The organism is Pseudomonas sp. 7P_10.2_Bac1 (assembly GCF_025465935.1).
Lineage (GTDB): Bacteria > Pseudomonadota > Gammaproteobacteria > Pseudomonadales > Pseudomonadaceae > Aquipseudomonas.
On sequence record NZ_JANLNV010000090.1, the window covers coordinates 243,372 to 269,962 of the forward strand.

22 protein-coding genes are annotated in these 26,591 nt (G+C 57.8%); 7 read left to right on the forward strand and 15 right to left on the reverse strand.

Annotated elements, in window-relative coordinates; genetic code table 11:
* The first annotated feature begins 240 nt into the window (after nt 1-240).
* On the forward strand, nt 241-471 hold the full coding sequence (locus NTD86_RS22340; RefSeq protein ID WP_262205509.1) for a hypothetical protein: 231 nt from the start codon (nt 241-243) through the stop codon (nt 469-471).
* Nucleotides 472-695: 224 nt separating this feature from the next.
* Nucleotides 696-935: a DUF2789 domain-containing protein gene (locus NTD86_RS22345; protein WP_262205511.1), complete on the forward strand. Its 240-nt coding sequence runs from the start codon at nt 696-698 to the stop codon at nt 933-935.
* Here NTD86_RS22345 and NTD86_RS22350 read toward each other — a convergent pair.
* From NTD86_RS22350 to NTD86_RS22360, 3 genes are all read right to left on the reverse strand, one after another.
* On the reverse strand, nt 923-1,141 hold the full coding sequence (locus NTD86_RS22350; RefSeq protein ID WP_262205513.1) for a hypothetical protein: 219 nt from the start codon (nt 1,139-1,141) through the stop codon (nt 923-925). The genes NTD86_RS22345 and NTD86_RS22350 overlap by 13 nt on opposite strands.
* 125 nt (nt 1,142-1,266) lie before the next feature.
* On the reverse strand, nt 1,267-2,610 hold the full coding sequence (locus NTD86_RS22355) for a DUF2235 domain-containing protein (RefSeq protein ID WP_262205514.1): 1,344 nt from the start codon (nt 2,608-2,610) through the stop codon (nt 1,267-1,269).
* 188 nt (nt 2,611-2,798) lie between these two features.
* Nucleotides 2,799-3,203 (reverse strand): TraR/DksA family transcriptional regulator, encoded by a 405-nt coding sequence (locus tag NTD86_RS22360; RefSeq protein WP_262205515.1) that lies wholly within the window; start codon nt 3,201-3,203, stop codon nt 2,799-2,801.
* A gap of 663 nt (nt 3,204-3,866) precedes the next feature.
* Here NTD86_RS22360 and NTD86_RS22365 point away from each other — a divergent pair.
* From NTD86_RS22365 to NTD86_RS22375, 3 genes are all read left to right on the forward strand, one after another.
* The gene (locus NTD86_RS22365; RefSeq protein ID WP_262205516.1) at nt 3,867-4,133 is read left to right on the forward strand and encodes a hypothetical protein; all 267 of its coding nucleotides are present in this window, start codon (nt 3,867-3,869) and stop codon (nt 4,131-4,133) included.
* A gap of 210 nt (nt 4,134-4,343) precedes the next feature.
* The gene (locus NTD86_RS22370) at nt 4,344-5,060 is read left to right on the forward strand and encodes an HPP family protein (protein WP_262205518.1); all 717 of its coding nucleotides are present in this window, start codon (nt 4,344-4,346) and stop codon (nt 5,058-5,060) included.
* A gap of 142 nt (nt 5,061-5,202) precedes the next feature.
* Nucleotides 5,203-6,282: a GGDEF domain-containing protein gene (locus NTD86_RS22375; protein WP_262205520.1), complete on the forward strand. Its 1,080-nt coding sequence runs from the start codon at nt 5,203-5,205 to the stop codon at nt 6,280-6,282.
* A 124-nt stretch (nt 6,283-6,406) separates the two neighbouring features.
* Here NTD86_RS22375 and NTD86_RS22380 read toward each other — a convergent pair whose 3' ends face one another.
* The 6 genes from NTD86_RS22380 to NTD86_RS22405 all read right to left on the reverse strand — a co-directional run bounded on the left by NTD86_RS22380 (nt 6,407) and on the right by NTD86_RS22405 (nt 17,181).
* Complete coding sequence (locus tag NTD86_RS22380; protein ID WP_262205522.1) at nt 6,407-7,897, reverse strand: efflux transporter outer membrane subunit; 1,491 nt, start codon at nt 7,895-7,897, stop codon at nt 6,407-6,409.
* A complete protein-coding gene (locus tag NTD86_RS22385) occupies nt 7,894-11,001 on the reverse strand; it encodes an efflux RND transporter permease subunit (RefSeq protein WP_262205523.1) in 3,108 nt (1,035 codons plus the stop codon). The genes NTD86_RS22380 and NTD86_RS22385 overlap by 4 nt, the downstream gene beginning before the upstream one ends.
* Nucleotides 11,002-11,116: 115 nt before the next feature.
* Complete coding sequence (locus tag NTD86_RS22390) at nt 11,117-14,212, reverse strand: MdtB/MuxB family multidrug efflux RND transporter permease subunit (RefSeq protein WP_262205524.1); 3,096 nt, start codon at nt 14,210-14,212, stop codon at nt 11,117-11,119.
* On the reverse strand, nt 14,209-15,510 hold the full coding sequence (locus NTD86_RS22395; RefSeq protein WP_262205525.1) for an MdtA/MuxA family multidrug efflux RND transporter periplasmic adaptor subunit: 1,302 nt from the start codon (nt 15,508-15,510) through the stop codon (nt 14,209-14,211). Before NTD86_RS22395 ends, NTD86_RS22390 begins: the two co-directional genes overlap by 4 nt.
* 349 nt (nt 15,511-15,859) lie before the next feature.
* Nucleotides 15,860-16,360 carry a thiol peroxidase gene (gene tpx, locus NTD86_RS22400; protein ID WP_153327417.1) on the reverse strand — a complete coding sequence of 167 codons (501 nt, stop codon included), beginning with the start codon at nt 16,358-16,360 and terminating at the stop codon, nt 15,860-15,862.
* 152 nt (nt 16,361-16,512) lie between these two features.
* Nucleotides 16,513-17,181, reverse strand: coding sequence for a DUF3313 domain-containing protein (locus NTD86_RS22405; protein ID WP_262205526.1), 669 nt, complete (start codon nt 17,179-17,181; stop codon nt 16,513-16,515).
* A 211-nt stretch (nt 17,182-17,392) separates the two neighbouring features.
* Between NTD86_RS22405 and tal the strand changes: the two genes are divergently transcribed.
* On the forward strand, nt 17,393-18,316 hold the full coding sequence (tal, locus tag NTD86_RS22410) for a transaldolase (RefSeq protein ID WP_262205527.1): 924 nt from the start codon (nt 17,393-17,395) through the stop codon (nt 18,314-18,316).
* Between the two features lie 117 nt (nt 18,317-18,433).
* On the opposite strand, the gene NTD86_RS22415 is transcribed toward tal, so the two are convergent.
* The 5 genes from NTD86_RS22415 to NTD86_RS22435 all read right to left on the reverse strand — a co-directional run bounded on the left by NTD86_RS22415 (nt 18,434) and on the right by NTD86_RS22435 (nt 24,763).
* Complete coding sequence (locus tag NTD86_RS22415) at nt 18,434-19,210, reverse strand: class I SAM-dependent methyltransferase (protein WP_315974766.1); 777 nt, start codon at nt 19,208-19,210, stop codon at nt 18,434-18,436.
* 69 nt (nt 19,211-19,279) lie between these two features.
* Nucleotides 19,280-21,733: a TonB-dependent siderophore receptor gene (locus NTD86_RS22420; RefSeq protein WP_262205531.1), complete on the reverse strand. Its 2,454-nt coding sequence runs from the start codon at nt 21,731-21,733 to the stop codon at nt 19,280-19,282.
* Nucleotides 21,734-21,838: 105 nt separating this feature from the next.
* Nucleotides 21,839-22,831 (reverse strand): FecR domain-containing protein, encoded by a 993-nt coding sequence (locus tag NTD86_RS22425; protein ID WP_262205532.1) that lies wholly within the window; start codon nt 22,829-22,831, stop codon nt 21,839-21,841.
* Nucleotides 22,828-23,352, reverse strand: a complete 525-nt coding sequence (locus tag NTD86_RS22430; RefSeq protein WP_262205534.1) for a sigma-70 family RNA polymerase sigma factor — start codon at nt 23,350-23,352, stop codon at nt 22,828-22,830. The genes NTD86_RS22425 and NTD86_RS22430 overlap by 4 nt, the downstream gene beginning before the upstream one ends.
* 130 nt (nt 23,353-23,482) lie before the next feature.
* The gene (locus NTD86_RS22435; RefSeq protein WP_262205535.1) at nt 23,483-24,763 is read right to left on the reverse strand and encodes a serine/threonine transporter; all 1,281 of its coding nucleotides are present in this window, start codon (nt 24,761-24,763) and stop codon (nt 23,483-23,485) included.
* A 227-nt stretch (nt 24,764-24,990) separates the two neighbouring features.
* On the opposite strand from NTD86_RS22435, the gene NTD86_RS22440 reads away from it, so the two are divergent.
* On the forward strand, nt 24,991-25,530 hold the full coding sequence (locus NTD86_RS22440) for a DUF4946 domain-containing protein (protein WP_262205537.1): 540 nt from the start codon (nt 24,991-24,993) through the stop codon (nt 25,528-25,530).
* 79 nt (nt 25,531-25,609) lie between these two features.
* Here the strand turns inward: NTD86_RS22440 and NTD86_RS22445 are convergent, their stop codons facing one another.
* A complete protein-coding gene (locus NTD86_RS22445) occupies nt 25,610-26,569 on the reverse strand; it encodes a zinc-binding alcohol dehydrogenase family protein (protein WP_262205538.1) in 960 nt (319 codons plus the stop codon).
* Between the last annotated feature and the right edge of the window lie 22 nt (nt 26,570-26,591).

The following is a 26,591-nucleotide window of genomic DNA, read 5'->3' on the forward strand; positions in this document are numbered from 1 at the left end:
GTACTCAGTTGGGACGCTATTCTACCGACTCATGAGCGAGAATGGGTATACACATACTGTTCACGATTAAGCCAGCACCTTATTTTCTGCCTGATTGGCCCTCTATTCAACAGGGCTTTCGTCGCACGCACGCGTTAACTGCGCCACAACCTGCCAACTGCTGCCATACTGGCTCAAAAATTGGCCTGGCCCATGCCGCCAGACTCTCTGCACACCCTTATTTGCAAGGAATCATGACACGTGACGGAATTTGATATTGGCGAGTATTTCATCCGGGGTGACGTTAAAGATGTCGATGGGGAGTTCCAGGCCGTCATCGTAATGCGACCCAAAACCTCCCCGAACAAAATCCTTTACCACCAGGTGGAAAAAGACCGCTGGTTCAAAACCGCCGAACTGGCAAAAATTGCTGGCATGGAGTCCGCCAGGCAATTGAAAGAAGCCGTCGATACGGGTGCTTTAAACGCTTAAACGCTTAAACGCATTTTAAACGCCCGTCAGCCTGTCTCGGATCCGTTCCCGTTTCTTAGCAGCCGCGACGAAAGTCCACATAGTGCAGGGCAAGGCGCCAGAAGCGTGGTTGGGTACTTCCCAGCAACGCGTCTTGCAATGAAACCGGAACAAACCCTAATGGCTTCGAACTCTTTGCGTTCACAGGCCTCAGATAAAGTGGCCATTCACTTAAGGAGATGACAATGGACGATACACCTATCACCCTGCAAGCCCTGTTTGAGCAACTGGGACTGGACGCCGACGAGCAATCGATCAATAACTTTTTTCGCGACACGCCCACACTCGCTGAAGACGTCAAACTGGCCGATGCACCCTTCTGGACACCTGCTCAATCCCAGTTTCTGAAAGAGAAGATTGGCGCTGACGATAATTGGGCGCTGGTGATCGACGAACTGAACGAGCGTCTGCATCAAGCACGCTGAGCGTGCCCTCGCTCTGTGCGAAGGTTGGCGCCCAGTTGCGCCAACCAGGCAGCGCGGCACTCTTGGGCTTCATCCCGACTGGAAAAGGCCGTACCTCGCTGCTCCCCATTCACCAACACGACCCAACAGACCTTTTGGCCCAAGGCACGCAAGCTTTGAGGCACACCGCTGCCGATCATCACGGCTACATCGACCTTATTGATCATGAGGTTCACTCCACCAATTAGTTAGTCACCTAACGATGTTGGCTATCTTAGTGCTTCATTGCTCACTGAAAAAGCTATGTACCGAATAGATGCATTGCATGGCTTGTAACAATCGGATTGCCCACTTACACGTAATCCGTTGTCTTTTGCTCGTGCACCAGGCGTCCGCCCGCTTGAGGCCGATTGAAAAAAGCCTGATCCACAATCCCTTGCCCCGAACCAACCGAAGCATTCCAGTTAGCTGATTGATGGATATAACGTTGGCGCAACATACGCTCCTGCGCCTCGGTCAGGCCAACACGCCCCTGACGTACCTGCACCTGCAGTGCGGCCTCAATGGGCATCAGTTCATCCGGTAACGCGCAAGCGGCCTCGCTCAACGCCTTGAACGGCACACCGCGCTCGCACGCCAGGCTGTGCATGATGCGCAAATACACTCGCGACAAATCGCCAAACACCCGACGCTGCATGAACACCGCGGCCATTACCTGTTGCATCGGGTCTTCGCGACTGCCCTCGCGGCGTGTATCGGTGCGTACGTCCAGCAAGCGATCCGGGTCGCTGGGGTCCAGTAAATCCCTGGCCTGCCACTGCGCCAGTTCGGCAGTCGCCCTCTGCCAGGCCTGTGTCAGCTTGATCGGCGTGGATGGGCTGACCAGGTTGGTCTGCCAGCGCGTCAGGAACACGTGCTCGATCATCAGCGCCGGATAGCCGCCGCCGACGTCGGCATGCACGCCAGGGACAGCTATCTGCATTGGCCACTGCGGGGTAATGCTGTTCAGCGAAAAGTTGCGCCGCTGCTCATCACGGGCCGCCAATTGCACGACGTACTGCGCACAGTCAGGGCTCAGATACAGATCGAGGCCGGGATTAATGTCGTCGCTGATATCGCCTTTATCGGCAAGCCCCCCCATAGCAGCGACGGTATCGAACAAGCCGATAAAGTCGATCACGCACTCAAAATCGGTGGCGGTAGTGAACGGCCATGGACGTGAGTGGCTTTTGATCAGGTTGGCAAAATGCCGAGCTGCCGCGGCGCCGCGACTGAACCCGAAAATGTCCAGTCGCAGTCGGCCCAGGGCCGGAGATGCCGGGTCCTGAAGGAAACGCGTCAGACACTCAAACAGTTGCGCGCAAGCCTCCTCGGCCTTGCCCACAACCCCACTGCCGCCGCGGCCATAACTCTGCGCTGGAAAGCGCGTGTCCACAGCGCCAGTGGTGGTGCCGATACCACTGATATACAGGGAAGTTATGGCACGGCCGTCAGCGCCGAACACCTGTTGCACCGGGTAATGCTGGTGCAACGCGGCGATATTGGTCGTTGCATTGGCGTAGCTGCTGCCTGCCTCAACGCTTAAGCCTTGCGCTAGACGCTCCAGGCCGGTGGCGCTGTTGAATTGGTTATTGGCCGTTCCGTCAAAAAACAAACCCACACGCAACTCGCGCCTGCTGTTGCTTGAATCACCCATGAATTTCACCCTCGATCAGATCCGTCACGCGTATAAAAGCCGCGCAACCAGAAGGTGCCTGACGGGAGGGGCCTGCTCAACGTGCGGAGGTTGTGGTGCAAGGTTTTACAGTGCAGGACGGGCAGCCAGGTGAATACCGGCAGAGCCCAAAGCGACCGGGGCCATAAGGCCCCGGCAAGGTCAGGCACTCAGGCTTGACGCTGATGCTTGTCGATTTGCTCATGACGCTCTTGAGCTTCGATGCAGTACTTGGTGGTCGGGCTGATCAGCAGGCGTTTCAGGCCAATGGCCTCGCCGCTGTCATCGCACCAGCCGAAGCTGTCATCTTTGATACGTTCCAGAGCTTGTTCAAGCTGAGGTAGCATGCGCTGATCACGATCGATCGAGTTCACCAACCAGGTGCGCTCTTCTTCAACCGACGCGGCATCTGCAGGATCGGCCGGAGTGTCCAGGCTCTCGATCGCGATGCGGTTCTGCTCGATACGTTCGTGGGTTTCAACCTTCATGCTTTGCAACAGCTCAGTGAAAAAAGTGTGTTGCTCGGCATTCATGTAGTCATCCGCCGGCATGGCCAGCAACTTATCCTTTGTCATTGATTTCTCTATAAAAAATACGTGCATTAAGGCGAATTAGGGAGCGTTATGACCGTTCTTCATCCAACCCCGTTAGGTGCCATCTATCTCAAGCGCCACCCGGCACTCAATTTACGAGGGGCGGCAGTCTAAGGCCGACTTATCGAGTCAGCAACTGAAATGACAGCTATTTGTCCAGCCAAACGTGGAAAGCGACGAAAAAAGCGTTCACAGGGGCTAATGGAGTGCGTTTATAGCAAGAAATTCAGTCACGCGGCTGAAAATGATCACCCAAGGTGGCAAGCCTCGAAGCGGTGGACGAACCCTGCCATCTTCAAGGTCGCTTGAAAATACTTCGACTTATTACAGCGTTGTAAAAATAAGTAAGAACCTGATTCGACTGAGGTACGTCTCTAGCCCTAGCCGCGTAGGATTTGGCCGCTACAAGACTCCCTTCACAGGCAATGAAAAATCCCACGAAATTCTGCGCAAATCTTATGAGTAGTTACGCTCTGCCTGACAATACTGCGCCCTGGACGCGCTTTACAATCGCTCGACCCAATCCCATATCCCAAGCCAAGTAAATGATCGATATGTCACTGCTTGTATCGACACGTGCAGAAAGCTTTTGCGGGCCGACGGCACTACCAGATATTCAATAGCTTTCTATAGGGGCGCGACGTGATGACTTACTCCTTGTTTGCCGACAATCAACCCGCACCTGAGCCAAGCCTGGCTGTAACGTCCCCGGCAGAGGGCGCTGTGAGCATGCCTGAACTGGGACGACTGATCACTCTGCGCGATGCCCTGCTCCTGCTGAAGGTGCCGCTGGCCAACAGTTGTGGTTTGCAAGGTATGGTTGAAAGTCAGTTGCTCAGCAATGACGTGCATGACCGCGTGCTCGGCAAGTTGAAGGCGAACACAACGGACCCCGCATTGACTTCCGCCTAGCGGCCACATCAGCCCATGACGTAGGCAATACCCGCGAATAACTCAAATAAATTGCAGTTAATCATCATTATTATGAATTTGCGGACTGATAACAGGACGAGCACACTGCGCACGTTCCTCCCCCAATAAGGAACACCTTTAAGGGCTTGCCGGGAAACCCGCACAGCCCTTTTTTTATCTCTTCGTTGCCAAATACCGGATTTGCCCACCATGCAAAACAGCTGGATCAGCCGCCTGTTGCCTGCGGCCACGAATACCCGCCCCACCGAATGGAGCCGCGCTGCAATAGGCGTCTCACTGGGCACGTTGTTGTGTGTCTGGATCTGTAGCCTGTTCTTTGGCCTGCCCGTGGCGATGCACTTGATAGGCCCTCTGGGAGCGTCGGCCATTCTGCTGTTTGCTGTGTCCTCAGGGGCATTGGCGCAACCCTGGTCGATTGTCGGTGGCTATCTATGTGCAACGGTGGTGTCGTTGTGCGTGGTGCACTTTTTCGGCCGCAACCTGGACAGCGCGTGCCTGGCCGTAGGCTTGGCGCTGGTCATCATGTGCCTGCTGCGCTGTCTGCATCCGCCGGCAGGAGCGTTGGCCCTGCTGGTCGTACTGGCAGACCCGGACAGCGCCCGCCTGGGCTGGGGCATGCTCGCCCCGGTAATGCTCAGCGCCGTGTGCATGTTGTTGACGGCGATGCTCTACAACAACCTCACGCGTGTGCGCTACCCAAAAATAAACGCCGATCCGCCCCCTGCAGTTCTGGCCCCGACCGAGCCTGGAGACACCGGCATTACCGCCGCAGACCTGCAAAAAGCCATGGAGCAGATGGACGCGTTTATTGACGTGACGCCGGAAGACCTGGAGGCTCTGGTCCGCGCCAGCGAGCACAATGCGCGTCGTCGCAGCGTGCGCGAAGTCTTTGCTGAAAATCCATAACCAGACGGCGTTCACATACTCTGTAAAGGCGTGCATCAATAACCTGCAAACTCCTGCTAGGGTTATTGCTGTGACGCCTGGACGGCCAGTGTTCATAAACACATGATCAACCGGGCAAGACTCCCCATGATCAAGGCCAGAAATGCTCAAAACCATCGAGAGTGAAGTATCCCGGCAAGCCGCCCCGCCCGCCTTGCAAGCTGAATTTGCCCAACACGACTTTGAAAGGCTGCGAACTTTTTGCAGCCTCACCTACATCGTCAGCGTCGTCATCTGGCTGATGTTTGACGTGATCGTCAGCACCAAGGGCGGTCAGGGTTTCACCGGTTTGTCCCTGCTGATTGTCGGCACACTGATCATCCTCACCATCCCTATCAGCTTCTTGCGCACAGCCCAGCAATTCAACGTGCTGAACGTGTTCTTTGTGTTGGTGATCAGCATTGGCATACGTCTGCTGATTGAAGGCTTGCCAGAAGTCGCACAAGCCGTCTGGTTGACATTGGCGACCTCAAGCATCCTCTACAGCGCTTCGATCCTGCCTTTGAGTCGCTGGGGCTTTATCGCCACGGCAGCGGTTACAGGCGTGGTCCTGAGCCCGTTTTTGATGACTGAGATGACGATCATGGACCTGCGCGGCAGCATGGTCGCCTGCTATTACGTCTTTTTGGCGAGCCTGACCACTTATTGCTTCTTCAAATTGCGCCATGTGAAGCTGCTCAACTACACCTTGTCCAAACTGTTGGTCGAACAAGCCTATGTTGACGCCTTGACCGAAATTCCAAACCGCCGCTCCTTCATGACCCGCGCAGGCAATCAGTTAGGCATCCAGCCACGGGTACACGACCATTACCTGGCGATGATCGACATTGATAATTTCAAGAAAGTTAACGACCAATTCGGCCATGACATTGGCGATGAAGTTCTCAAGCGCACGGCCGCGAATATCAAAGCCGTCATGCAAGACCATGAATATGCCCGCCTGGGGGGCGAAGAGTTTGCGGTGTACGTGTCGGGCGTTCGCCGCGAGGACGTTGAAGTACTGATGGATGCCTTGTGCCGCCAGGTACGCGAAGACCCGTATGAATACTCGGTCACCATCAGCATTGGCCTGGCCAGGGTGGCAGATAACGACACCCTCAACCAAAGCCTGGCCAAGGCAGACAAGGCACTGTACGTATCCAAAAACAGCGGCAAGGACCGGTTCACGTTTCATGCTGATTGAAGCCAAAACCGAACAGTCGCTGCGCAGTGACCGCGCCCCCCATGCTTGCTCAGTCGCGACAGAGCGCGCTGTGACAGCAGGCGCGAGCCAGCCTCGCGATCGTTTGATTACAATCCAGGAGGCTCTAGCGCTCGCTCACTTCCATCTTCCCGTCCCAGCCGCCACCCAGTGCGGCGATCAACTGCACGCTGGCGATCAAGCGGCTTTGCAGCAAGTTCAGGACGCTGCGCTCGGTGCTCAGGGCGGTGGTCTGCACAGTGACCACATCCAGATAAGCGATCAGACCCGCCTTGTACTGGTTAGTCGTGAGACGTAATGATTCGCGGGCCGATTCCAATGCCTGCTCTTGCACCGCTGTTTCATCCCCCAGCACTTTCAACTGCACCATGTAGTTTTCCACTTCACGGAAGCCATCGAGCACAGTCTGGCGGTACTTGGCCACGGTCTGGTCATACACCGCTTCGTTACGGTCCACCTCGGCCGAACGCTGACCACCATCGAACAGCGGCAATGAGATTTTCGGCCCTACCGACCAAAAGCGGTTCGGCACGCTGATCCAGTCCTGATACTGGCTGCTGCTGTAGCCGCCCGACAGGCTCAGGCTGAAATCGGGGTAGTAAGCCGCCTTGGCTACGCCAATGTTGGCGTTGGCAGCAATGATCGAACGCTCCGCCGAGGCAATGTCCGGGCGGCGCTCCAGCAGCTGTGACGGCAAGCTGACCGGAATCGCTGGCAGCTTGGGAATGTCGTTGACTTCTGCCAGTTTGAAACCTGCCGGCGCCTGGCCCGTCAGCACGGCGATCGCGTTTTCAAACTGCGCTCGCTGCCAGATCAGGTCGATCAGGCTGGCCTGGGTATTGCGCAATTGAGTTTGCGCCTGTGCCACCGCATCTTTGCCCGAGATCCCGGCACGGTACTGGTTTTCGCTCATTTTCAACGAGCGCTGATACGCCTCGACGGTGGCTTCCAGCAAACGCTTTTGCTCATCGATAACCCGCAATTGCAGGTAGTTCTGCACCAATTCCGACTGTTGGCTCAAGCGCATCGCTGCCAGGTCCGCATAGCTGGCTTGGGCACTGGCTTCGTTGGCTTCCAGGCCGCGGCGCAATTTGCCCCAGACATCGGCCTCCCAACTGACCCCAACCTGTGCGTTCAACGTGTCACGGATACCGCTGTTGGTACTGGTCAGGCTGGAGTTGGAGCTGCCGGTGCCCTGGCTGGAGCGGGTTTTGCCCACGCTCAGGTCAGCACTCGGGAAGAACGCCGCGCGGGCATTGCGCACCAAGGCCTGAGCCTGGCGAAACTGCGCTTCAGACTGCGCAACCGTCTGGTTATTGCTGTTGAGCTTTGCCACCAGCGCGTTGAGTTGCGGGTCCCTGTACAGCTCCCACCAGGCGCCCCGCTCCAGCGCATCGCTGGGGTTGGCCTGGGTCCAGCCTTCAGCCTCTTTGAACTGCGGCGGTGCTGTCAGCTCCGGGCGTTGGTAGTCCGGCCCCACGGCGCAGGCGCTGAGCAATACGCCAGTCAACGCCAGGCCCAGCAGGCGCGAGCCACGGGCAAGCGCCCAGCGTTGGGGCGACAAGGCCGGCGCAAGATTTAGCAAACGAGAGGTCATAGCGCAGTTTCCAGAGCAGCATCAGTACGCACGCCGCGCCATTTGTTGAAGCGATGGCGCGCACGGTCGAGATAGAGGTAAACCACCGGGGTGGTGTAAAGGGTCAGGATCTGGCTGAAGACCAGCCCGCCGATGATCGTCAGGCCCAAGGGCTGACGCATTTCGGCACCTTCGGCATGGCTGAGCATCAACGGCAAGGCCCCAAGGATGGCCGCCAGCGTGGTCATCAGAATCGGCCGCAAACGTTGCAGGCAGGCGCTGCGAATCGACGCTTGCGGATCAAGCCCGGCATGTCGTTCCAGCTGCAAGGCCAGATCGATCATCAGGATCGCGTTTTTCTTCACCACGCCGATCAGCAGGAAAATCCCGAGCAATGAAATCAGGCTAAATTCGCCCCCCGTGAGGTAGATACTCAGCAACGCGCCGACACCCGCCGACGGCAAGGTCGAGAGGATGGTGAGCGGGTGAATATAGCTTTCGTACAGGATGCCCAGCACCAGATACACCGCCACCAGCGCCCCCAGGATCATGAAGGGCTGGCTTTTTTGCGTGGCCGCAAAGGCATCGCCAGTACCGGCCATTTTCACGATCACTTCTTCAGGCAGGCCCAGCTTGGCGACTTCCCTCTCGATCGCCGCGGTGCCCTGCTCCAGCGACACGCCCGGGGCCATGTCAAAAGAGATGCTCTGGGACGCGAACTGGCCTTCGTGTTCGACCCGGTCGTCCTGCAGGCTGTTCTCGTAGTGCGCGATGGTCGACAGTGGAATCCGTGAACCATCGGCGGTGATGACCTTGACCTGATTCAGGGTTTCCGGGTCTTGGGCGTATTTGGGATTGACCTCCATCACCACTTGGTACTGGTTCAGGCTGTCATAGATGGTCGAGATTTGCCGTTGGCTGTAAGCGTTGTTCAGCACTGTGGTGACCATGCTCATGTCGACCCCCAGGCGCTTGGCCTGATCACGGTCTACCACCAGCGTGACCTGCTGCGCGCCTCGCCCTTCCCGGGCATCAATGGCGGTCAGTTCGGGCATCGCCTTGAAGGCGGCTACCACTTTCGGATACCAGGTGCGTAGAGCACCCAGGTCGCCACTTTGCAGGATGTAGGAATACTGCGAGCTGGTTTGCTCGCGGCCACCGCCAAACTGCAAGTCCTGGTCTGCCATGAGCATCAGACGCCCGCCCGGGACCTTGGGCATGTTGTCACGCAGCCGCTCAATGACCTTTTGCGCAGAAATCTTGCGCTCGGTAATGGGCTTTAGACGGACCAGCATCAACGCGTTGTTGGTGCCGTTGTTGCCGCCTATAAAGCCCGCGACACTGTCCACGGCCGGATCGTCCATCACCGCCTTGCGGAAGATTTCCATCTTCGGCTGCATGACGCTGAACGACAGGCCGTCATCGCCGCGCACAAAGCCAATCAGTTGCCCGGTGTCCTGTTGCGGCATAAAGGTCTTGGGCACCACCACGTATAACGCCACATTGACCCCGATGGTCACCAGCAGGCTCAGCAACGTCAGGCGCTTGTGCCGCAAGACCCAATCCAGGCTACGGGCATAGCCGAGCACCATGCGGTCATTGATCCGGATGCTCCAGCGCTGCATGGCGTTCTCGGTGCCCGGCACATGGGGTTTGAGCCAGCGCGCGCAGAGCATCGGCGTCAAGGTCAGCGAAACCACCAGCGACACCACAATGGCAGCTGCCAGGGTGATCGAAAACTCCCGGAACAGGCTTTCGATAATCCCGCCCATAAACAGGATCGACAAGAACACCGCCACCAGCGAGACGTTCATCGAGAGCAAGGTAAACCCGACTTCCTTGGCCCCCAGGTACGCAGCCTTGAGGGGTGAAATCCCGGAGTCGATGTGCCTCGAGATGTTTTCCAGCACCACGATGGCATCGTCCACCACAAGCCCGGTGGCCAGGATCAGCGCCATCAACGACAGGTTGTTCAGTGAGAACCCGTACAGGTACATGATGGCGAACGTGCCCACCAATGACACCGGCACCGCCAGGGTCGGGATCAGCGAAGCACGCAAGTTACCCAGAAACAGGAACACCACCACGATCACCAGCGCCACGGCAATCAGCAAGGTCATTTCCGCTTCGTGCAAGGTGGCCTTGATCACCGGCGAACGGTCCATGGCGATGTTCAGTTTGACGCTGGACGGCAGCACCGCCTCCAGCGCCGGCAACTGGGCCTTGATCGTGTTCACGGTCTCGATGATGTTAGCCCCGGCCTGGCGGTTGACCACCAGCAAGACCGCGGCATCGTTGTTGAAGAAGCCATTGTTGTAGCGGTCCTCAACGCTGTCGCTGACCTTGGCCACATCGCCCAGGCGCAAGGCGGCGCCGTCCTGGTAGCGAATCACCAGCGGCTCATAATCCTTGGCTTTTTCCAGTTGGTCATTGCCGCGAATCTGCCAGTTGCGCTCCTCGTCCGATACCGCACCCTTGGGGCGGCGCACGTTGGCGTTGGCAATGGTGTTGCGCACGTCATCCAGCGCCACGCCGTACTGATTAAGCAGTTGCGGTTCTAGCTCGATACGCACAGCTGGCAACGAACTGCCGCCAATCTGCACCTCGCCCACACCCGGCACCTGCGACAAGCTTTGCGAGAGGATGGTCGACGCCAGGTCGTAAAGCTCACCCTTGGGCAGCACATCGGAGGTCAGGGACAGCACCATGATCGGTGCTTGCGACGGGTTGACCTTTTTGTAGGTCGGCATGCTGCGCATACCGCTGGGCAGCAAGTTGCGCGAAGCGTTGATCGCCGCTTGCACCTCACGGGCCGCACCATTGATGTCGCGGTCCTGATCGAACTGCAGAATCACCCGTGTCGAACCCTGGCTCGAACGGCTGCTCATGGTATTGATCCCGGCAATCGCACCAAAGGATCGCTCCAGCGGCGTGGCCACGCTCGAAGCCATGACCTCGGGGCTGGCGCCCGGCAAACTGGCGGACACCACGATTACCGGAAAATCGATCTGTGGCAGCGGCGACACCGGCAACAAACCAAAACTCACACCGCCCAGCAACATGATTGCCAGGCTCAGCAGCATGGTCGCCACCGGGCGTTTGATAAACGGGCCGGAGAGGTTCATGACGCCAGCCTCAAGTTGCACGCTTCAAGCCGCAAGCGAGAAGCCAGTAACTCGCTCGTCATCTGCTTGTGCTTGTGTCTTGCCGCTTGCAGCTTGCCGCCTGTAGCTCCCGCCCTCATGCCACCACCTCTTTGGAAGCGGACTTCCCAAAGCGCCGTCCCATCCGATCAAACGCCAGATAAATAACGGGGGTAGTAAACAACGTCAGCACCTGGCTCAACAGCAAACCGCCCACCATCACCAGCCCCAGCGGCTGGCGCAGTTCAGCGCCGGAGCCGGTGGCCAGCATCAGCGGTACCGCACCGAACAACGCCGCCAGGGTGGTCATCAAGATCGGCCTGAAACGCAACAGGGCCGCCTGGTAAATCGCCTCCTGCGGGGCCATGCCCTGGTTGCGTTCGGCATCAAGTGCGAAGTCGATCATCATGATCGCGTTTTTCTTCACGATACCGATCAGCAAGATAATGCCGATGATCGCGATCATGCCCAGGTCGTTGCCGCTGAGAATCAGCGCCAACAAGGCACCGACCGCGGCAGAGGGCAAGGTCGAGAGGATGGTGATCGGGTGAATGTAGCTCTCGTAGAGCACCCCCAGCACGATGTACATGGTCACCACCGCTGCGAGGATCAGCAGCAAGGTACTTGACAACGACGCCTGGAAGGCTTGCGCAGCGCCCTGGAACTCGGTCTGCACGCCAATCGGCATGTCGATGTCTTTTTGCACCTGATCAATCAGCTCAACCGCCTGCCCAAGCGCCACACCGGGAGCCAAGTTGAACGAGACCATGACCGAGGGGAATTGGCCGATGTGAGAGATGGACAACTGCGATTGGCGCTCTTCAACCTTGGCCAGACTGGACAGTCGCACCTGCCCGCCGTCAGTGGTCTTGACGTGAATCTGCTCCAGCGATTGCGGACCGATCTTTTCGCCATCCTTGGCCTGCAACACCACGCGGTACTGGCTGGCCTGGGTGTAGATGGTCGAAATCTGCCGCTGCCCGAACGCGTCGTACAGTGCATCAGTAATATTGGCCACCGACACTCCAAGACGGGAAGCCGCATCGCGGTCGATCACCAGGTACACCTGCAAGCCTTTGTCTTGCAGATCGCTGGCAACGTCGGTCAATTCAGGCTGCTCGCTCAAGGCCGTTACCAGCTTTTGGGTCCAGGTGCTGAGCAACTCCGCATCCGGCGACGACAAGCTGAACTGATACTGGGTACGGCTGACGCGGTCTTCGATGGTCAAGTCCTGCACCGGCTGCATGAACAGTCGAATGCCCACCAACTTGTCCACTTGGGGTTGCAAACGGGCGATCACCTCAGTGGCACTGTCGCTGCGTTGACTGTGGGGCTTGAGGTTGATCAGCATGCGCCCGCTGTTGAGCGTGGCGTTATCACCGTCCACACCGATGTAAGAAGACAGGCTTTCAACATCCGGATCCTGCAGGATGATCTTGCCCAGCTCTTGCTGACGCTGGCTCATGGCACTGAACGAAATCGACTGCGGCGCTTCGGAAATCCCCTGGATCACCCCCGTGTCCTGCACCGGGAAAAAGCCCTTGGGCACCACCATGTACAGGAAGACCGTGAGCGCCAAGGTGCCAATGGCCACCAGCAAGGTCAGCGGCTGGTGCCTGAGCACCCACTGCAACATGCGCCCGTACTCGGCGATCATCCAGTCAATGAACGCACCGCTGGCCCGGTAGAAACGCCCCTGCTCTTCAGGCTTGGGTTCGGCCTTGAGCAAGCGCGCGCACATCATCGGCGTCAACGTGAGCGATACCACCAGCGAGATCAGAATGGCCACCGCCAAGGTGATGGCAAATTCGCGGAACAACCGCCCGACCACATCGGCCATGAACAACAGCGGAATCAACACGGCAATCAGCGACAGGGTCAACGAGATCAGGGTAAAGCCGATCTGCTTGGCCCCTTTGAGCGCCGCCTGCATCGGTGTTTCGCCTTCTTCAATGTAGCGCGAAATGTTTTCCAGCATGACGATGGCGTCATCGACCACAAAACCGGTGGCGATGGTCAGGGCCATCAGCGTCAGGTTATTGACCGAAAAACCGGCCAGGTACATCACCCCGAAGGTACCGATCAGCGACAACGGCACGGCAATCGAGGGGATGATCGTGGCGCTGGCGCGGCGCAAAAACAGGAAGGTCACCATCACCACCAACGCGATGGCGATCAGCAATTCATGCTGCACGTCGCGCACCGAGGCGCGGATGGTTTGCGTGCGGTCGGTCAGCACCGTGACGTCGATACCGGCCGGCAGGTTGTTGGTGATGCTCGGCAACAGCGCCTTGATCCGGTCTACCACCTCGATCACGTTGGCACCGGGTTGGCGCTGGATATTGAGCAGCACCGCATGGTTTTCATTGGCCCAGGCGGCCAGACGTTCGTTCTCGGCACCGTCGACGATTTCTGCCACGTCCTTGAGCCGCAACGGCGCGCCATTGTTGTAGGCCAGAATCAGTTCGGCGTATTCCTGCGGGGTTTTCAACTGGTCGTTGGCGTCCAGCATTGACACCCGGGTGGGGCCGTCAAAGTTACCCTTGGGCTGGTTGACGTTAGAAGCACCAATCAACGTGCGCACATCCGACAGGTTCAAGCCATTGGCGGCTAGCGCTTCGGGGTTGACCTTGATCCGCACAGCCTGGCGCTGACCGCCGGCGATGCTGACCATGCCTACGCCACTGATCTGGGCAATCTTTTGCGCCATACGCGTATCGACCAAGTTATTGAGCTTGGGCAACAGCATGGTTTTAGAGGTAATCGCCAGGGTCAGCACCGGGGTGTCGGCCGGGTTGACCTTGTTGTAGACCGGCGGCGCGGGCAAGTCCTTGGGCAGCAGGTTGGTCGCGGCATTGATGGCCGCCTGCACCTGCTGCTCGGCGACATCCATATTCATTTCCAGGTTGAAGCGCAGGGTCAACACCGATGCGCCGCCCGAACTGGTCGAAGCCATTTGCGTGAGGCCGGGCATCTGCCCGAACTGACGTTCAAGTGGCGCCGTCACGGCACTGGTCATGACATCCGGGCTGGCACCGGGGTACAGCGTCATCACCCTAATGGTCGGGTAGTCGACCTGGGGTAAGGCCGACACCGGCAGCAAGCGATAGGCAATGATCCCGGACAGCACGATGGCGATCATGCACAGCGTGGTTGCGACCGGACGCAGGATAAACAGCCGCGACAGATTCATTCGTGCGCCTTGCCCTTGCCCATACCCTTGGCTTTGGCGGCGCTTGGGTCGGCATCCGCGTCCGAACCGCCTTGCAGTTGTTCGGCGGCAGAAGTCGGCACTTCGCTGCTGTCGTTGACCACTTCTACGTGGCTACCGTCACGCAGGCGATCGGTGCCTTCAAGCACTACCCGGTCACCCGGCTCCAGACCTTCCTCGACCACCGTCAGGTCACCATCGGTGGCCCCCAGCTTGATAGTGCGGATCGTGACCTTTTTATCACCGTCCATTGCATAGACGAACGAGCCATTGGTGCCGTATTGCAGCGCTGCCGTCGGGGCCAGCACCACGTTCTTGAGGGTGTCGGCCAGCAGGTGGACGTTGACGAACTGGTTGGGGAACAGCGCCTGATCGCGGTTCTCGAACAGCGCCTTGAACTTCAAGGTGCCGGTGGTGACATCAATCTGGTTATCGATACTGCTCAACACGCCATTGGCCAACGCTTTGGTGTCGCCACGGTCCCAGGCCTGCACCGGCAGTTTTGCACCGCTGCGATAGCGCTCCAGCACCAATGACAAGTTGTTTTCCGGCAAGGTAAAGCTGACCACAATCGGTTCGGTCTGGGTAATCACCACCAGCGCGGTGGTGTCATTGGCGGCGACCAGGTTGCCGACGTCCAGTTGGCGCAAGCCCACACGGCCGCTGATCGGCGCGCGAATCTTGGTGAACTCCAGGTTGAGCTTGGCATCATTGACCGCTGCCTGATTGGTCTTGACCGTGCCCTGATATTGGCTGACCAACGCTTCGGCGGTGTCCAGGGTTTGCTTGGCGATGCTGTCTTCGGCGTACAGACCGCGGTAGCGCTGCACATCCACCTGGGCATTTTTGAGCTGGGCCTGGTTCTGCAGCAGCGTGCCTTCGGCTTGCAACAACGCATTCTGATAGCTGCGCGGGTCGATTTCGGCCAGCAACTCACCGGCTTTAACCATCTGGCCTTCTTTGAAGTAGACCTTGACCAACTCGCCCGCCACACGGCTGCGCACATTGATGGTGTTCAGCGCAGTGACCGTGCCCAAGGCCTTGTAGTAGATCGGGAAATCCCCTCGCGTCACATCAGCGACCAACACCGGCACCGGCAATGTTGAACCACCAAAGCCGGGGCGCATCGCCCCCGTGCGGCTGGTGTGTCCGGACGCCTGGGCATTCGGGGCTTTTTTTGCCGCCGACGGCCACAGCCACCAGCTCACGCCAACAACGATCAGCAAAATCAACAGGCCAACCAGCCAGCGACGAGATTTGTGGGAAACAGAGGATTGCATTGAGTGATCAACCAGTTGGGCGCGAGCGCTTAATTTCAGGAGCCTGAAAGATAAGCAGTGCAGACAGTTATGAAAAGTCTCTTTACCGGCTATTTACGTTATAGCGCGTCAAAGACCAGCTTTACATTCACGACAAGAGCTTGCTCAGACTTTGATCTGTTTGGATTTCAACACCAACACTCAACATCAAACGATCCAAACCTGTGACAGCCCTTACCTCAATTGTGCCGCGCAGAGTCTCTAGCGCCTGTGTGACATTATGTGTACCGGTTTGGTTATTTGAAGTTTACGCACAATAAAAAACGGCCTGGCATTCAATGCCAGGCCGTTTTCGGTGTTGCTGTACGACTTACTTCAAAACAGCCAGGGCTGCTTCGTAGTTAGGCTCTTCAGCGATTTCTTTAACCAATTCGCTGTGCAGCACAGTATCGTTTTCGTCCAGAACAACCACTGCGCGAGCAGTCAGGCCTTTGAGCGGGCCATCAGCGATTGCCACGCCGTAGTTCTTGATGAACTCGGCACCGCGCAGAGTCGACAGGTTCTGTACGTTTTCCAGACCTTCAGCGCCGCAGAAACGCGCTTGAGCGAATGGCAGGTCAGCCGAAATGCACAGCACCACGGTGTTGGCAACGTCGTTGGCTTGTTTGTTGAAAGTACGTACCGACGTTGCACACGTCGGGGTGTCAACGCTTGGGAAGATATTCAGCACTTTGCGCTTACCGGCAAAATCGGCCAGCGTTACATCGGACAAATTACCGGCAACCAGCGAAAACGCTGGCGCTTTGGAACCTACTGCAGGCAGCACGCCGTCGACTTGAACAGGGTTGCCTTTAAGCGTCACTTGAGCCATGAACGATGTCCTTTTAAACAGTTTTTGAAGAGCCGGAAGTTAAACACGAAACGCGCAGACGACCTACGCCCGGAACATAAAATGTCATGCCTGATATGACAATTTATGTTCCCGGGACTGCCGACGGGATCAGGCCACGCACGAGCGCCCTGCTAATGCTTGACCTTCTGAAATGACTGGCGCATATCAGACGCCCAACCATCGATCACCGCCTTGACATCATCCGCCTTCATCACCTGGTCGGCGTTGCTCAGCGGTTTGCCAGTGCCTTTGCGCACCACCTGCGCGATGACATTCTGATTTTTCCCGTCGATAAAAACCGCTTCGGTTGATAGCTGGGTCTCTTGGTCGCGGATCCCCGAGGCCGTTGTCACCGCAGCCGCTACCAGAGCGACCGGAATGTATTCATAAGGCGCCAGGCTTTCAGTTTGACTGCTGACGGCCGTGATCGCCGGGCGTACCACAATGACACCAGGGCCTGGCGCACTGGCCAACGGCAGCACTTGACTGATCTCACGCTTGAGCGCTTCGTCGTAATAGTGAGTGATCGCGTTCAAGGTGCTCTGCGGGATTTTCTCAGTGGGCTTTGGCGCCGGGTAGAGCTGGCTCGGCTCTATATACACGCTGGTGTATTGGTTGACGTTAATGTTGGGGTCAACCCAGCGCATGACCTCAGCCCCCGAAGGCGAGCGCGCGTCCTTAAGCCGACTGTAATCTTTCAGAAATCCGGAGTATTCATCCGGTTGCTGAACCTTGCTGGCACACCCGGCCACTACCAGCGAAGCGAGGCATAACGTACCGATCATCAACGCAGGTTTCATGATGAAACTCCTGTATGAGGCACAACCGTTGGAACATGGAGTTGTAGGTATAGCCAATCCTCCACAGATTGCTTTTATAGCGATTAAATCGCCTGATCGGTTGCACAACGACCTTGTTCGGCGGCATTCTGCCACTTACTCTTCAACGAACTTTTGATCGACGACGTACTCCATCTGTACAGCCATTAATACCTTTGAGACAGAGACGCTCATGACTTCCAAGCTGGAACAACTCAAGCAGTTCACCACCGTGGTCGCAGACACCGGCGACCTCGACGCGATTACTCGCCTCAAACCGGTTGATGCCACCACCAACCCTTCCCTGCTGCTCAAGGCCGCAGCCCTGCCGGGTTATGCCGAACTGCTGAAAAACGCCATCACCCACGCCAAAGGCGATGTCGGCCTGGCCTGCGACCATTTCGCGGTGTCGGTGGGTAGCGGTATCTTGAAGGTCATTCCGGGGCGTATTTCGACCGAAGTCGATGCCCGCTTGTCGTTCGACGAACCGGCCCTGCTGCAAAAAGCCAATCAGTTGATCGAGCTGTACGACAAGGCCGGTGTAGGCCGTGACCGCGTGTTGATCAAGCTGGCCTCTACCTGGGAAGGCATTCGTGCCGCCGAGAAGCTGGAAAAAGCCGGTATCCAGACCAACCTGACGCTGTTGTTCTCGTTTGCCCAGGCTGCAGCCTGTGCTGATGCCGGGGTGTTCCTGATCTCGCCGTTCGTGGGTCGCATCTACGACTGGTACAAGAAGTCCACCGGCACCGACTACACCGGTTCCGATGATCCGGGCGTACAGTCTGTGACCCGCATCTACAACTACTACAAGGCCAATGACTACAAGACCGTGGTCATGGGCGCGAGCTTCCGCAACATCAGCCAGATCGAGCAATTGGCGGGCTGCGACCGCCTGACCATCAGCCCGGACCTGTTGGAAAAACTGGCCCAGGACGACGGCAAGCTGGAGCGCAAACTGAGCCCGGGCAACACCGGTGAGCCTCGTTTGACGCTTAACGAAGCGCAATTCCGCTGGGCGTCGAACGAAGACGCCATGGCCACTGAAAAGCTGGCAGAAGGCATCCGCCAATTCGCACGTGACCAAGAGAAACTCGAAGCATTGCTGACAGGCAAGTAACTGCGCATAGCGTGTAGACACCCGTCTCGCGATCTTTAAAAAGATCGCGTGACAAGCTTGCGCCTACACCCTCCGCGCCGTTTTCAAACGACGCAAAGCAATGCCCGCTGTTAGCGATCAGCCCTGTTTCTGTGTCACAAAGGCTGAAGTGATGTACGGCACGCTGATTTCCCCGCCATGATTCAACACGCTTTGAGACGCAACGAACTCGCGCAATTGCTGCTCGACCTTTTCGCGCTCTGCCGGCGCCAGCGCCGAGATAAAACTGGTAGATCGCACACGATTGAAAATCACGTCCTCGACCGGCCCGACATGCGGCTGAACGAATTGTTGCTCTTGTAACGGACCAAAGCCGTCAAACGGGAACGCCTGACGCCAGGCGCCGGTGTAAAAGCGCGGCGCATCGCCTTCCCATTGATTGACCAACGCATCGAGCTGGGCCACCCACGGCACACTGGCATCGCGCAGGTTCCAGATCAGCCCCAACCGCCCACCTGGCTTCAGCACACGATGGATCTCGCTCAGAGCTTCATGATTGGCAAACCAATGAAAGGCTTGTGCACACACCACCACATCAACACTGGCATCGGGTAATGGAATGGCTTGTGCGGTGCCTTGATGGGTTTCGACCTGCGCGAGTGCACTCGACAGTTTGTCCAGCATGGCCTGCACCGGTTCGACCACGATCACACGTGCCCCGGTCTGCACTAGCCGCGGGGTGAACTTGCCAGTACCCGCGCCTAATTCCAGCACCGTCTTAGCGCTCTCAAGGCCCAGAGTCTCAGCCAGCCAGGTACTGACTTGTGGCGGATAATCGGGGCGCCCACGCACATAAGTGTCGGCGCCCTGGGCATAACCTTCGGCTGCGGAATGATGAATTTTTGAGTGGCTCATCGTCTGGCTCCGATTCAAATGGTGGTTCAACCATAGTCGAATCGCTGCCGATACGAAATAAACTCAGCGTCAGAAACTGTACTTCAGCCCCAGCATCAGGTTGCGCGGATCACCGTAGTAATAGGTCGAATACAGACCGTAACCGCTGAGGTATTCACGGTCAAAAACGTTATTTAGGTTAACCGTGGCACTGAGGTGTTGGCTGATGTCATAACGCGCCATCAACCCCACCACAGCAAAGCTGCCTTCTTTGGCGTCCGCCTTGATCGATGAGTCGAGTTCACTGTAGGTCGAGCCCTGCCAGGCCACGTTACCGCCAACGGTCAGGTCTTTGAGCTTGCCGTCCAATTGGTAGCTGGTAGACAGTTTGAACAACTGCTCGGGGTGGTTGCTGTTAATGCGCTTGCCGTCCTTGTCCCGTGGCTGGGCGTAGGTATAGCCCGCCAGCAACTGCCAGCCACGAGCAATCTCGCCGGAAATTTCAGCCTCGAAGCCCTTGGTTTTCGTTCCATCGATAGCCTTGTAGGCCTCTTCGCCGTTGTCGCGTTCGCCATCATATTCGGCGTAATTGTTCTGTTTGATCAGGAACACCGCAAAACTGGTGTTCAGGGCGCCCTCGAAGTACTCCGACTTGAAGCCCGCTTCGTAGCTCTTGCCGGTCATTGGAGCGAGTACTTTGTCGTTGCGATCGAAGTAACTTTGCGGGGTGAAAATCTCGGTGTAACTGGCATACACCGAGTGTTGCTCGCTCAGGTCATAAACGATACCCGCGTAAGGAATCGGCTTGCCGGTCTTTTTCGAATTGTCGAGGGTGGGCGTGGTTTGATCGGCGTTATAGGTCATCGTCCCTTTGCGGTCGTAGTCCACCACACGAGTGCCCAGAATGATCGATAAGTCGTCTGTCGGCTTGAGACGCAAGGCCCCATACAGTGCTGACTCCTTGGTCTTATAGCGCTGCTTCAGACCTTCGCTCAGGTCCGTAGGGCGCGGCGCGTCATTGTTCCAGTTCTGATAGTTGATGGTCAGGTCGTCGGCGTTCTCCGCCAGGTAGTCGGTGCGACGGTTACTGATATTGGCCCCCACCACCAGTTCATGGCTGCGCCCCAGAAACTCGAAGGGCCCGGTGGCATAGGCGTCCAGCGTATCCGTGTTGATGTCGAAGGTTTTGGTCCCGCTCATGAACTGCGCTTCACCCGTGGTTTTGTCCGGGAACGGTCCCCAGCCCACGAGGTTGCCCTGCAACTGGTCGGTGTTGCCCTTCCAGTGGCTGGCTTCTACTTTCAGCAACCACTCGTTGTCGAAACGTTGCTCGACCCCGGCGAAATATTTGGTGCTTTTACTGTCGGCAAACGCCCATTTGGCTGCCGGGTTCATCGAACGCCGAAAGTGGGTTCGACTCCCATCACTGTAATACAGCGGCAACTGGCCAAAGCTTGAGCCATTGGAGTTGATCTTCTGGTAGTCGATACCGGCGTACAGCGTGGTGTCATCTGTCAGGTCGGCCTCGCCGATGCCATAGAACACATCCTTGATCGACGAATAGCGGTCGATAAAGGAACGACCGTCTTCATGAGCCGCCACCACCCGGCCACGGACGGCGCCGTTTTCCGAGAGTGGGCCGGACAGGTCCAGCTCACTGCGATAGCGATCCCACGACCCGCCACTGCCCGACACGTAGCCTTGGAAATCTTTGGTCGGGCGCTTGCGTACCAGGTTCACGGCACCGGACGGACTGCCCACGCCACTCATCAGGCCGGTCGAGCCACGCACCACTTCAACCCGGTCGTAAATGGCCATGTCGCGCATGCCCAAACCATTGGTATTGGTGGTGAAGTCAGACGTCGGGACCCCGTCGTACTGGAAGTTATCCAAGGTAAAGCCGCGGGAATAGAAGTTGTAACGCTCGCTGTCATCGTGCATCACCGTTATGCCCGGTGTTTGGCCCATCACTTGGGCGATGCTGCCCAGCCCCTGATCGGTCATTTGCTGGCGGGTCATGACCGTGACCGACTGCGGTGTTTCTCGCAGCGAAAGCGGCAATTTGGTGGCCGTACGGGTTTCGCCCGTGGTGTAGGACTGGCTGCCCTCGGTCGTCTCGCCCAACCCCACTGCGGTCACACTGGTCGCTTGCAGCTGCAATTGGCCATCACCGCCAGCAGCCAGCGGGTACAGCGTCCACACACCATTGGCCCCTTCGGTGGCAGTCAACCCGCTGCCTTTAAGCAAGTGCTGCAAGGCTTGAGAGACCTCAAAACGCCCCTTGAGCGCTGGTGCCTGTTTGTTTCTTACCAGTGCCGGGTCGTAAGGCAGAGTGATATTGGCTTGTTGAGCGAAACGATTGAGTGAATCTTCCAGATCACTGGCCGGCACATCGAAGCTTCGCTGAGCGCTGACCGGCGCGGCAACCGTCATCGAAAACGGCTGCGCAGCCACCAGCATCGCGCCACCCAGCAACACCGCCTGTAAGGCAATCGCCAGATGGCTGCGCGCAGGCAAGGAAAGAGGTTGAACGGCACCGGACATGAGGGTTTTGCTCCTGCAATTAAAAGGTCTTATGCCTTGTTGTCGAAGGACGCCGCAAAACCCGCAAAAGAATTTGATAACTATTCGTATAAAAAATACCCAGGATCAAACGCCCACAATTCGAGTCCAAAACCGCGTTCTGCGCTCAATACGCACCGGGAGTGATTGACTCAAACCTTGTAGCGCCTGGTCGATCTGTTCCAACTGGAACACCCCCGACACGCGCAAATCTGCAACCGCGGAGTCGCACACCAACCAACCATGGCGATAGCGCGACAACTCGGCCGCCAGGTCTTGCAGGCGCATATTTTTAGCCACCAGCGCCCCGCGCGCCCAACTGCTGGCAGACAGCGCCGGGTTGGGCTGCAAGCGCGCCGATTGCGCATCGATCAAATATTCATTGCCCGCCTGGACCAACTCCGGCTGTGCCGTGGGCCGATGGATTGCCACCACGCCCTCTTCGACCATCAGCCGGGTGCGACCAGCCTCCTGGCGCACATCGAATGCCGTGCCGATGGCCTGTAAGCGTGCCTCGCGGGTGTGAACCCAGAATGGGCGGCGCCCGGCAGCGGAAATCGGGTCGCTACCCGTCCGGATAAAAATTTCACCGTCACGCAACACGATCAAGCGCTGGTGATCATTGAACACCACGTCCGCCGCACTGCTGGTATTGAGTTGCAGGCGCGTGCCGTCGGCCAGATTAAACAGCCGCCGCTCGCCCACGGCGGTGGCATAGTCGGCACCCATCGTGCCCCAAGGTTGCTGCCACACCAGAGTGCCCGCCCCGGCCCCCAGCACACCCAAGCCCAAAACCTTGAGTGTGTGGCGCCGTGAGCGCAGGCGAGCACTGCTGGTCAGGGTATCCAGCGCCACACGACCCGATAGCGCAGAAGCCTGGCGAAAGGTCGATTCATTCACTTGCAACGCTTGCCAGGCTGCTTCGTGGCTGGCGTGGGCAGCACGCCATTGCTGGCAGGCCGCCTGCAGATGGGGATCGGCGCTGCCGGACTGGGTTTTCACCAACCAGTTGATCGCAGCATCAAGTACGTCCGACGAAAACTCGGTTGAACCCGGCAGACCGTTATTCACCTCGCTCACAGGGCTTTTGGCGCCAGCAAGCAATGACGAATGGCCGTCGCCATGTATTTCTCAATCGAACTCACACTCACCCCCAACCGTTGGGCAATGGCCTGATAACCCAGGCCTTCCAGGCGTGATAGCAAAAAAGCCGTGCGAACGACGGGTTTCAAGCCGTCGAGCAAGGCATCGATACGGGTCAGGGTTTCAAGCAGGATCAAGCGCTCTTCGGGCGAAGGCATTTCCAGCTCTGGCAAGTGTGCAATAGCCTGCAGATAGGCCTGCTCGACCTGTTGGCGGCGATAACGGTCAATCATCAAGCCCTTGGCGATACTGCTCAGCCAGGCACGTGGCTCACGCAACTGCGCCACCTGTTCCGGCTTGCCAAGCACATAAAGGAAAGTGTCCTGCGCCATATCAGCCGCATTCTCGGTATTGTGCAGGCGCCGGCGCAACCAATTCACCAGCCACAGATGATGGTCGCTATAAAGGTTACGGACGTCGGCGTGCAGCAGCGATGAGTTGGACGGTGATGACGACACAAGAGCCCTCGGTGCACACTGGAAATAAAATGCGAATAGGAATTTGTCGCAATATTATTCAGAGTGTTCGCCAGACTCAAGCCTTGTCACCGACCTGTCGCTGCCAATAACGGCAGCGACAGGCCCTGCATCAAGGAATCAGCGAATAGACCAGCGACGAAATCGCCACCAGGCCGACCACCGTGACAAACACGTTGGAGATCAGGCCCGAATGCTGACGCATGCTGGGCACGCGACGGATCGCGTACATCGGCATCAGGAACAGGATGGCGGCAATCACCGGGCCGCCGAAGCTTTCGATCATGCCCAGGATGCTTGGGTTGAGCGTAGCCACCAACCAGCACACCACGAGCATGAACGCTGCCGTCAGACGCTCCAGGGTTTTGCTGGCCGGACGCCGACCGGTTTTCAGAATCAGCCCTTTAAGGCCTTCATTGGCACCGATGTAGTGACCGAGGAACGACTTGGCAATGGCCACAAATGCGATCAGCGGCGCGGCAAAGGCAATGGTCGGGTTACTGAAGTGGTTGGCCAAGTACGACAGGATCGACAGGTTCTGTGCCTTGGCTTCGGCCAACTGCTCTGGCGAGAGCGTGAGCACGCAACTGAACACGAAGAACAGCACCATCACCACCATCAGTAAATGCGCGCGTGACAGGATCTGCGAGCTGCGCTCGTCGGCGTTGGCACCATAACGGCGTTTTTGATCCACGGCGAATGCCGAGATGATCGGTGAATGGTTAAACGAGAACACCATCACCGGAATCGCCAGCCATACGGTGTGCAGCAAGGCCGAGGGCTCGGGCAATGAACTGGCCGTGGTCAGAATGCCGCCGCTCCAGTGCGGGATCAGAAACACGGCCAGAAACAGCAACGCGGCAATAAATGGATAGACCATCATGCTCATGGCCTTGACGATCACTTGCTCGCCGCAACGCACCACGGTCAGCAGGCCAAGAATCAGCACCAGCGACAGAAGGGCTCGAGGCGGTGGAGTGATGTGTAACTGATTGAGCATGAAACTGCCGACCGTGTTGGTCAGTGCCACGCTGTAGATCAGCAGAATCGGAAAAATCGCCAGAAAGTACAGCAGCGTGATCAATGCCCCGGCGGTCAAACCGAAATGTTCTTCAACCACGTCGGTGATGTCTGAACCTTCACGCCCGGACAGCACGAAGCGGGTCAAGCCGCGATGCGCATAAAAGGTCATCGGGAACGCCAGCAGCGCCAGAATCAGCAGCGGCCAAAAGCCACCAATGCCCGCATTGATAGGCAAAAACAAGGTACCTGCACCAATGGCTGTGCCAAACAGGCCCAGCATCCAGGTAGTGTCGTGGCGGTTCCAGCGACCGAGGGTCGCAGGTGTCGCGTCGTCAAAGCGTTCATCGACGCTGTTAGCCTGGTCATTCATCCGGTCAAATCTCCGCTAGCCGGTCGTTACCACGCGGCCGGGGCGGACAAAACACACTTTACTGACCACGCCCCAGCCATAAGAGGGGCGCGATTGTCCGGGATTAGACATAAGAAGCAAAGGTTTAGCTGAGGAATGGTGAAAATGATTACCCGGATTAAAGCAAGACTTTGACACCTATTGATACACTATAGCCTTTCGAACACTGCGCTCAAGGCCTGCTGCCCATGACTGTTTGCCACCGTTACACCGCATTTGCCGGGCTGCTGCTCGCCCTTTCGCTGCCTGTGGCCAACGCCGCAGATGTGATGATCACCTGGCCAGGCGGCTGGGAAGTCCAGGCCGTACCGGCAGAGGCCGACAGCCACATCATGCGCCAGCGGGCAGTTAAAAACGACGCCAATGGCGACCCGCAGATGGTCATGGAACTGACCCAGTCGACCCTCGCGCCAGAGCACCAGGTCAACATGGAGGCGGTGTTGCTGGAGATGCGCAAGACCTTGCAGAAAAACTTCGCTCAAGGCGGATACCAGAGCGCCTGCAATAAAATTCACGACAGCACCCTGGGTGGCCTGAAAGCCCTGGAAACCACCTGCAAAATCACCCAGAACGGCAACCACGTCATCACCCAAACCCTGGTTGCGGCTACTCAAGAGCAAAGTGCTTACGCCCTCTCCTACGCGGGACCGGCCGACGGTTATAAAGCCAATGAGGCGCAAGTACAGGGGATTCGGGCGAGCTTACGGTTGGGCCAGACACAACCGTAAACAGTGTAGGAGCGAGCTTGCCTCGCGATCTTTTTAAAAGATCAAAAGATCGCAAGGCACGCTCCTACAGGCGGGATGCTTAAGGAATCAACACCACTTTGGCACTTGCCCCTGCATTGACCTCGGCATAACTGGCCAACCCTTCTACCAGCGGCGCTTCTTCGAGGTCCTTGGGCAGTGGCAGCAAGCCCTGATCAAAGTACTGACCAAATTGTTCGAGCATGCGCGCGCACTCTGTGCTGTTGTACAGCAGGCTGTTGACGCCTATCAGTGAGCCGCCCTTGCGATACAGCGCCAGGGCCGGCAGTTGCACATGACCGTCCAGCGGCGCTGCAATGATGGCCAGCCGGCCAAACACAGCCAGTGCAGGTACTGCCGCAGGTACCCAATGGCCGGTGGTGTCGAAAATCACTTCAGCGCCCCCCGCAAAGACCGTATTGACCTGGCTCGCCAACGCGTCGGGCTGCTCCAGCACAATCACCTCATGGCCCTGCTCTCGCAACAGGTGCGCCTGCTCCGGGCGACGAACCGCCGCCAATACGTGGGCACCCAGCACTTTGGCCAGACCCAGCGTGGCCGAGCCGACCGCGCCATTGGCGCCGATCACCAGCAAACGCGTTCCGGCCACCACACCACTGCGCTGCAAGGCATCCCACGCGGTGGTATACGGCACGCCCATGCTCGCGGCCTGCACAAAGTTCAAAGCTTGGGGTTTGCGCGCGACGCCACTGGCAGGCAGGGTCAAGAACTGCGCGTGGGAACCGTCCCGATAAAACCCCAGATCCTTGCCTGTGCCCCACACCGCTTGCCCGACAAGCGCATCGGGTCCCTCGACCACTACCCCGGCAAAATCCCGGCCTGGAATCCGCGGTAACGTGGTGTAGGGAAAACGTCCTAGCACGTTTTTCACGTCGCTGGGGTTCAAGCCCGCGGCCTTGACCTGCACCAGCACTTCGCCTGCTGACAGCGACGGCGCGGGCACATCGACCACTGCCAAGGCAGCCAGATCACCGGTTTTGGAAAATTGCAGAGCCTTCATGTTTCAACCCTCTGGGTGAGTG

Excerpts from the sequence above, each read along its gene's own strand:
- NTD86_RS22415 (WP_315974766.1), bottom strand. The coding sequence starts at position 19,210 with ATGAGCCACTCAAAAATTCATCATTCCGCAGCCGAAGGTTATGCCCAG.
- NTD86_RS22405 (WP_262205526.1), bottom strand. The coding sequence starts at position 17,181 with ATGAAACCTGCGTTGATGATCGGTACGTTATGCCTCGCTTCGCTGGTA.
- tal (WP_262205527.1), top strand. The coding sequence starts at position 17,393 with ATGACTTCCAAGCTGGAACAACTCAAGCAGTTCACCACCGTGGTCGCA.
- NTD86_RS22395 (WP_262205525.1), bottom strand. The coding sequence starts at position 15,510 with ATGCAATCCTCTGTTTCCCACAAATCTCGTCGCTGGCTGGTTGGCCTG.
- NTD86_RS22440 (WP_262205537.1), top strand. The coding sequence starts at position 24,991 with ATGACTGTTTGCCACCGTTACACCGCATTTGCCGGGCTGCTGCTCGCC.
- NTD86_RS22370 (WP_262205518.1), top strand. The coding sequence starts at position 4,344 with ATGCAAAACAGCTGGATCAGCCGCCTGTTGCCTGCGGCCACGAATACC.
- NTD86_RS22350 (WP_262205513.1), bottom strand. The coding sequence starts at position 1,141 with ATGATCAATAAGGTCGATGTAGCCGTGATGATCGGCAGCGGTGTGCCT.
- NTD86_RS22385 (WP_262205523.1), bottom strand. The coding sequence starts at position 11,001 with ATGAACCTCTCCGGCCCGTTTATCAAACGCCCGGTGGCGACCATGCTG.
- NTD86_RS22390 (WP_262205524.1), bottom strand. The coding sequence starts at position 14,212 with ATGAATCTGTCGCGGCTGTTTATCCTGCGTCCGGTCGCAACCACGCTG.
- NTD86_RS22360 (WP_262205515.1), bottom strand. The coding sequence starts at position 3,203 with ATGACAAAGGATAAGTTGCTGGCCATGCCGGCGGATGACTACATGAAT.
- NTD86_RS22380 (WP_262205522.1), bottom strand. The coding sequence starts at position 7,897 with ATGACCTCTCGTTTGCTAAATCTTGCGCCGGCCTTGTCGCCCCAACGC.
- NTD86_RS22355 (WP_262205514.1), bottom strand. The coding sequence starts at position 2,610 with ATGGGTGATTCAAGCAACAGCAGGCGCGAGTTGCGTGTGGGTTTGTTT.
- NTD86_RS22375 (WP_262205520.1), top strand. The coding sequence starts at position 5,203 with ATGCTCAAAACCATCGAGAGTGAAGTATCCCGGCAAGCCGCCCCGCCC.
- NTD86_RS22435 (WP_262205535.1), bottom strand. The coding sequence starts at position 24,763 with ATGAATGACCAGGCTAACAGCGTCGATGAACGCTTTGACGACGCGACA.
- NTD86_RS22420 (WP_262205531.1), bottom strand. The coding sequence starts at position 21,733 with ATGTCCGGTGCCGTTCAACCTCTTTCCTTGCCTGCGCGCAGCCATCTG.
- NTD86_RS22365 (WP_262205516.1), top strand. The coding sequence starts at position 3,867 with ATGACTTACTCCTTGTTTGCCGACAATCAACCCGCACCTGAGCCAAGC.
- tpx (WP_153327417.1), bottom strand. The coding sequence starts at position 16,360 with ATGGCTCAAGTGACGCTTAAAGGCAACCCTGTTCAAGTCGACGGCGTG.
- NTD86_RS22345 (WP_262205511.1), top strand. The coding sequence starts at position 696 with ATGGACGATACACCTATCACCCTGCAAGCCCTGTTTGAGCAACTGGGA.
- NTD86_RS22445 (WP_262205538.1), bottom strand. The coding sequence starts at position 26,569 with ATGAAGGCTCTGCAATTTTCCAAAACCGGTGATCTGGCTGCCTTGGCA.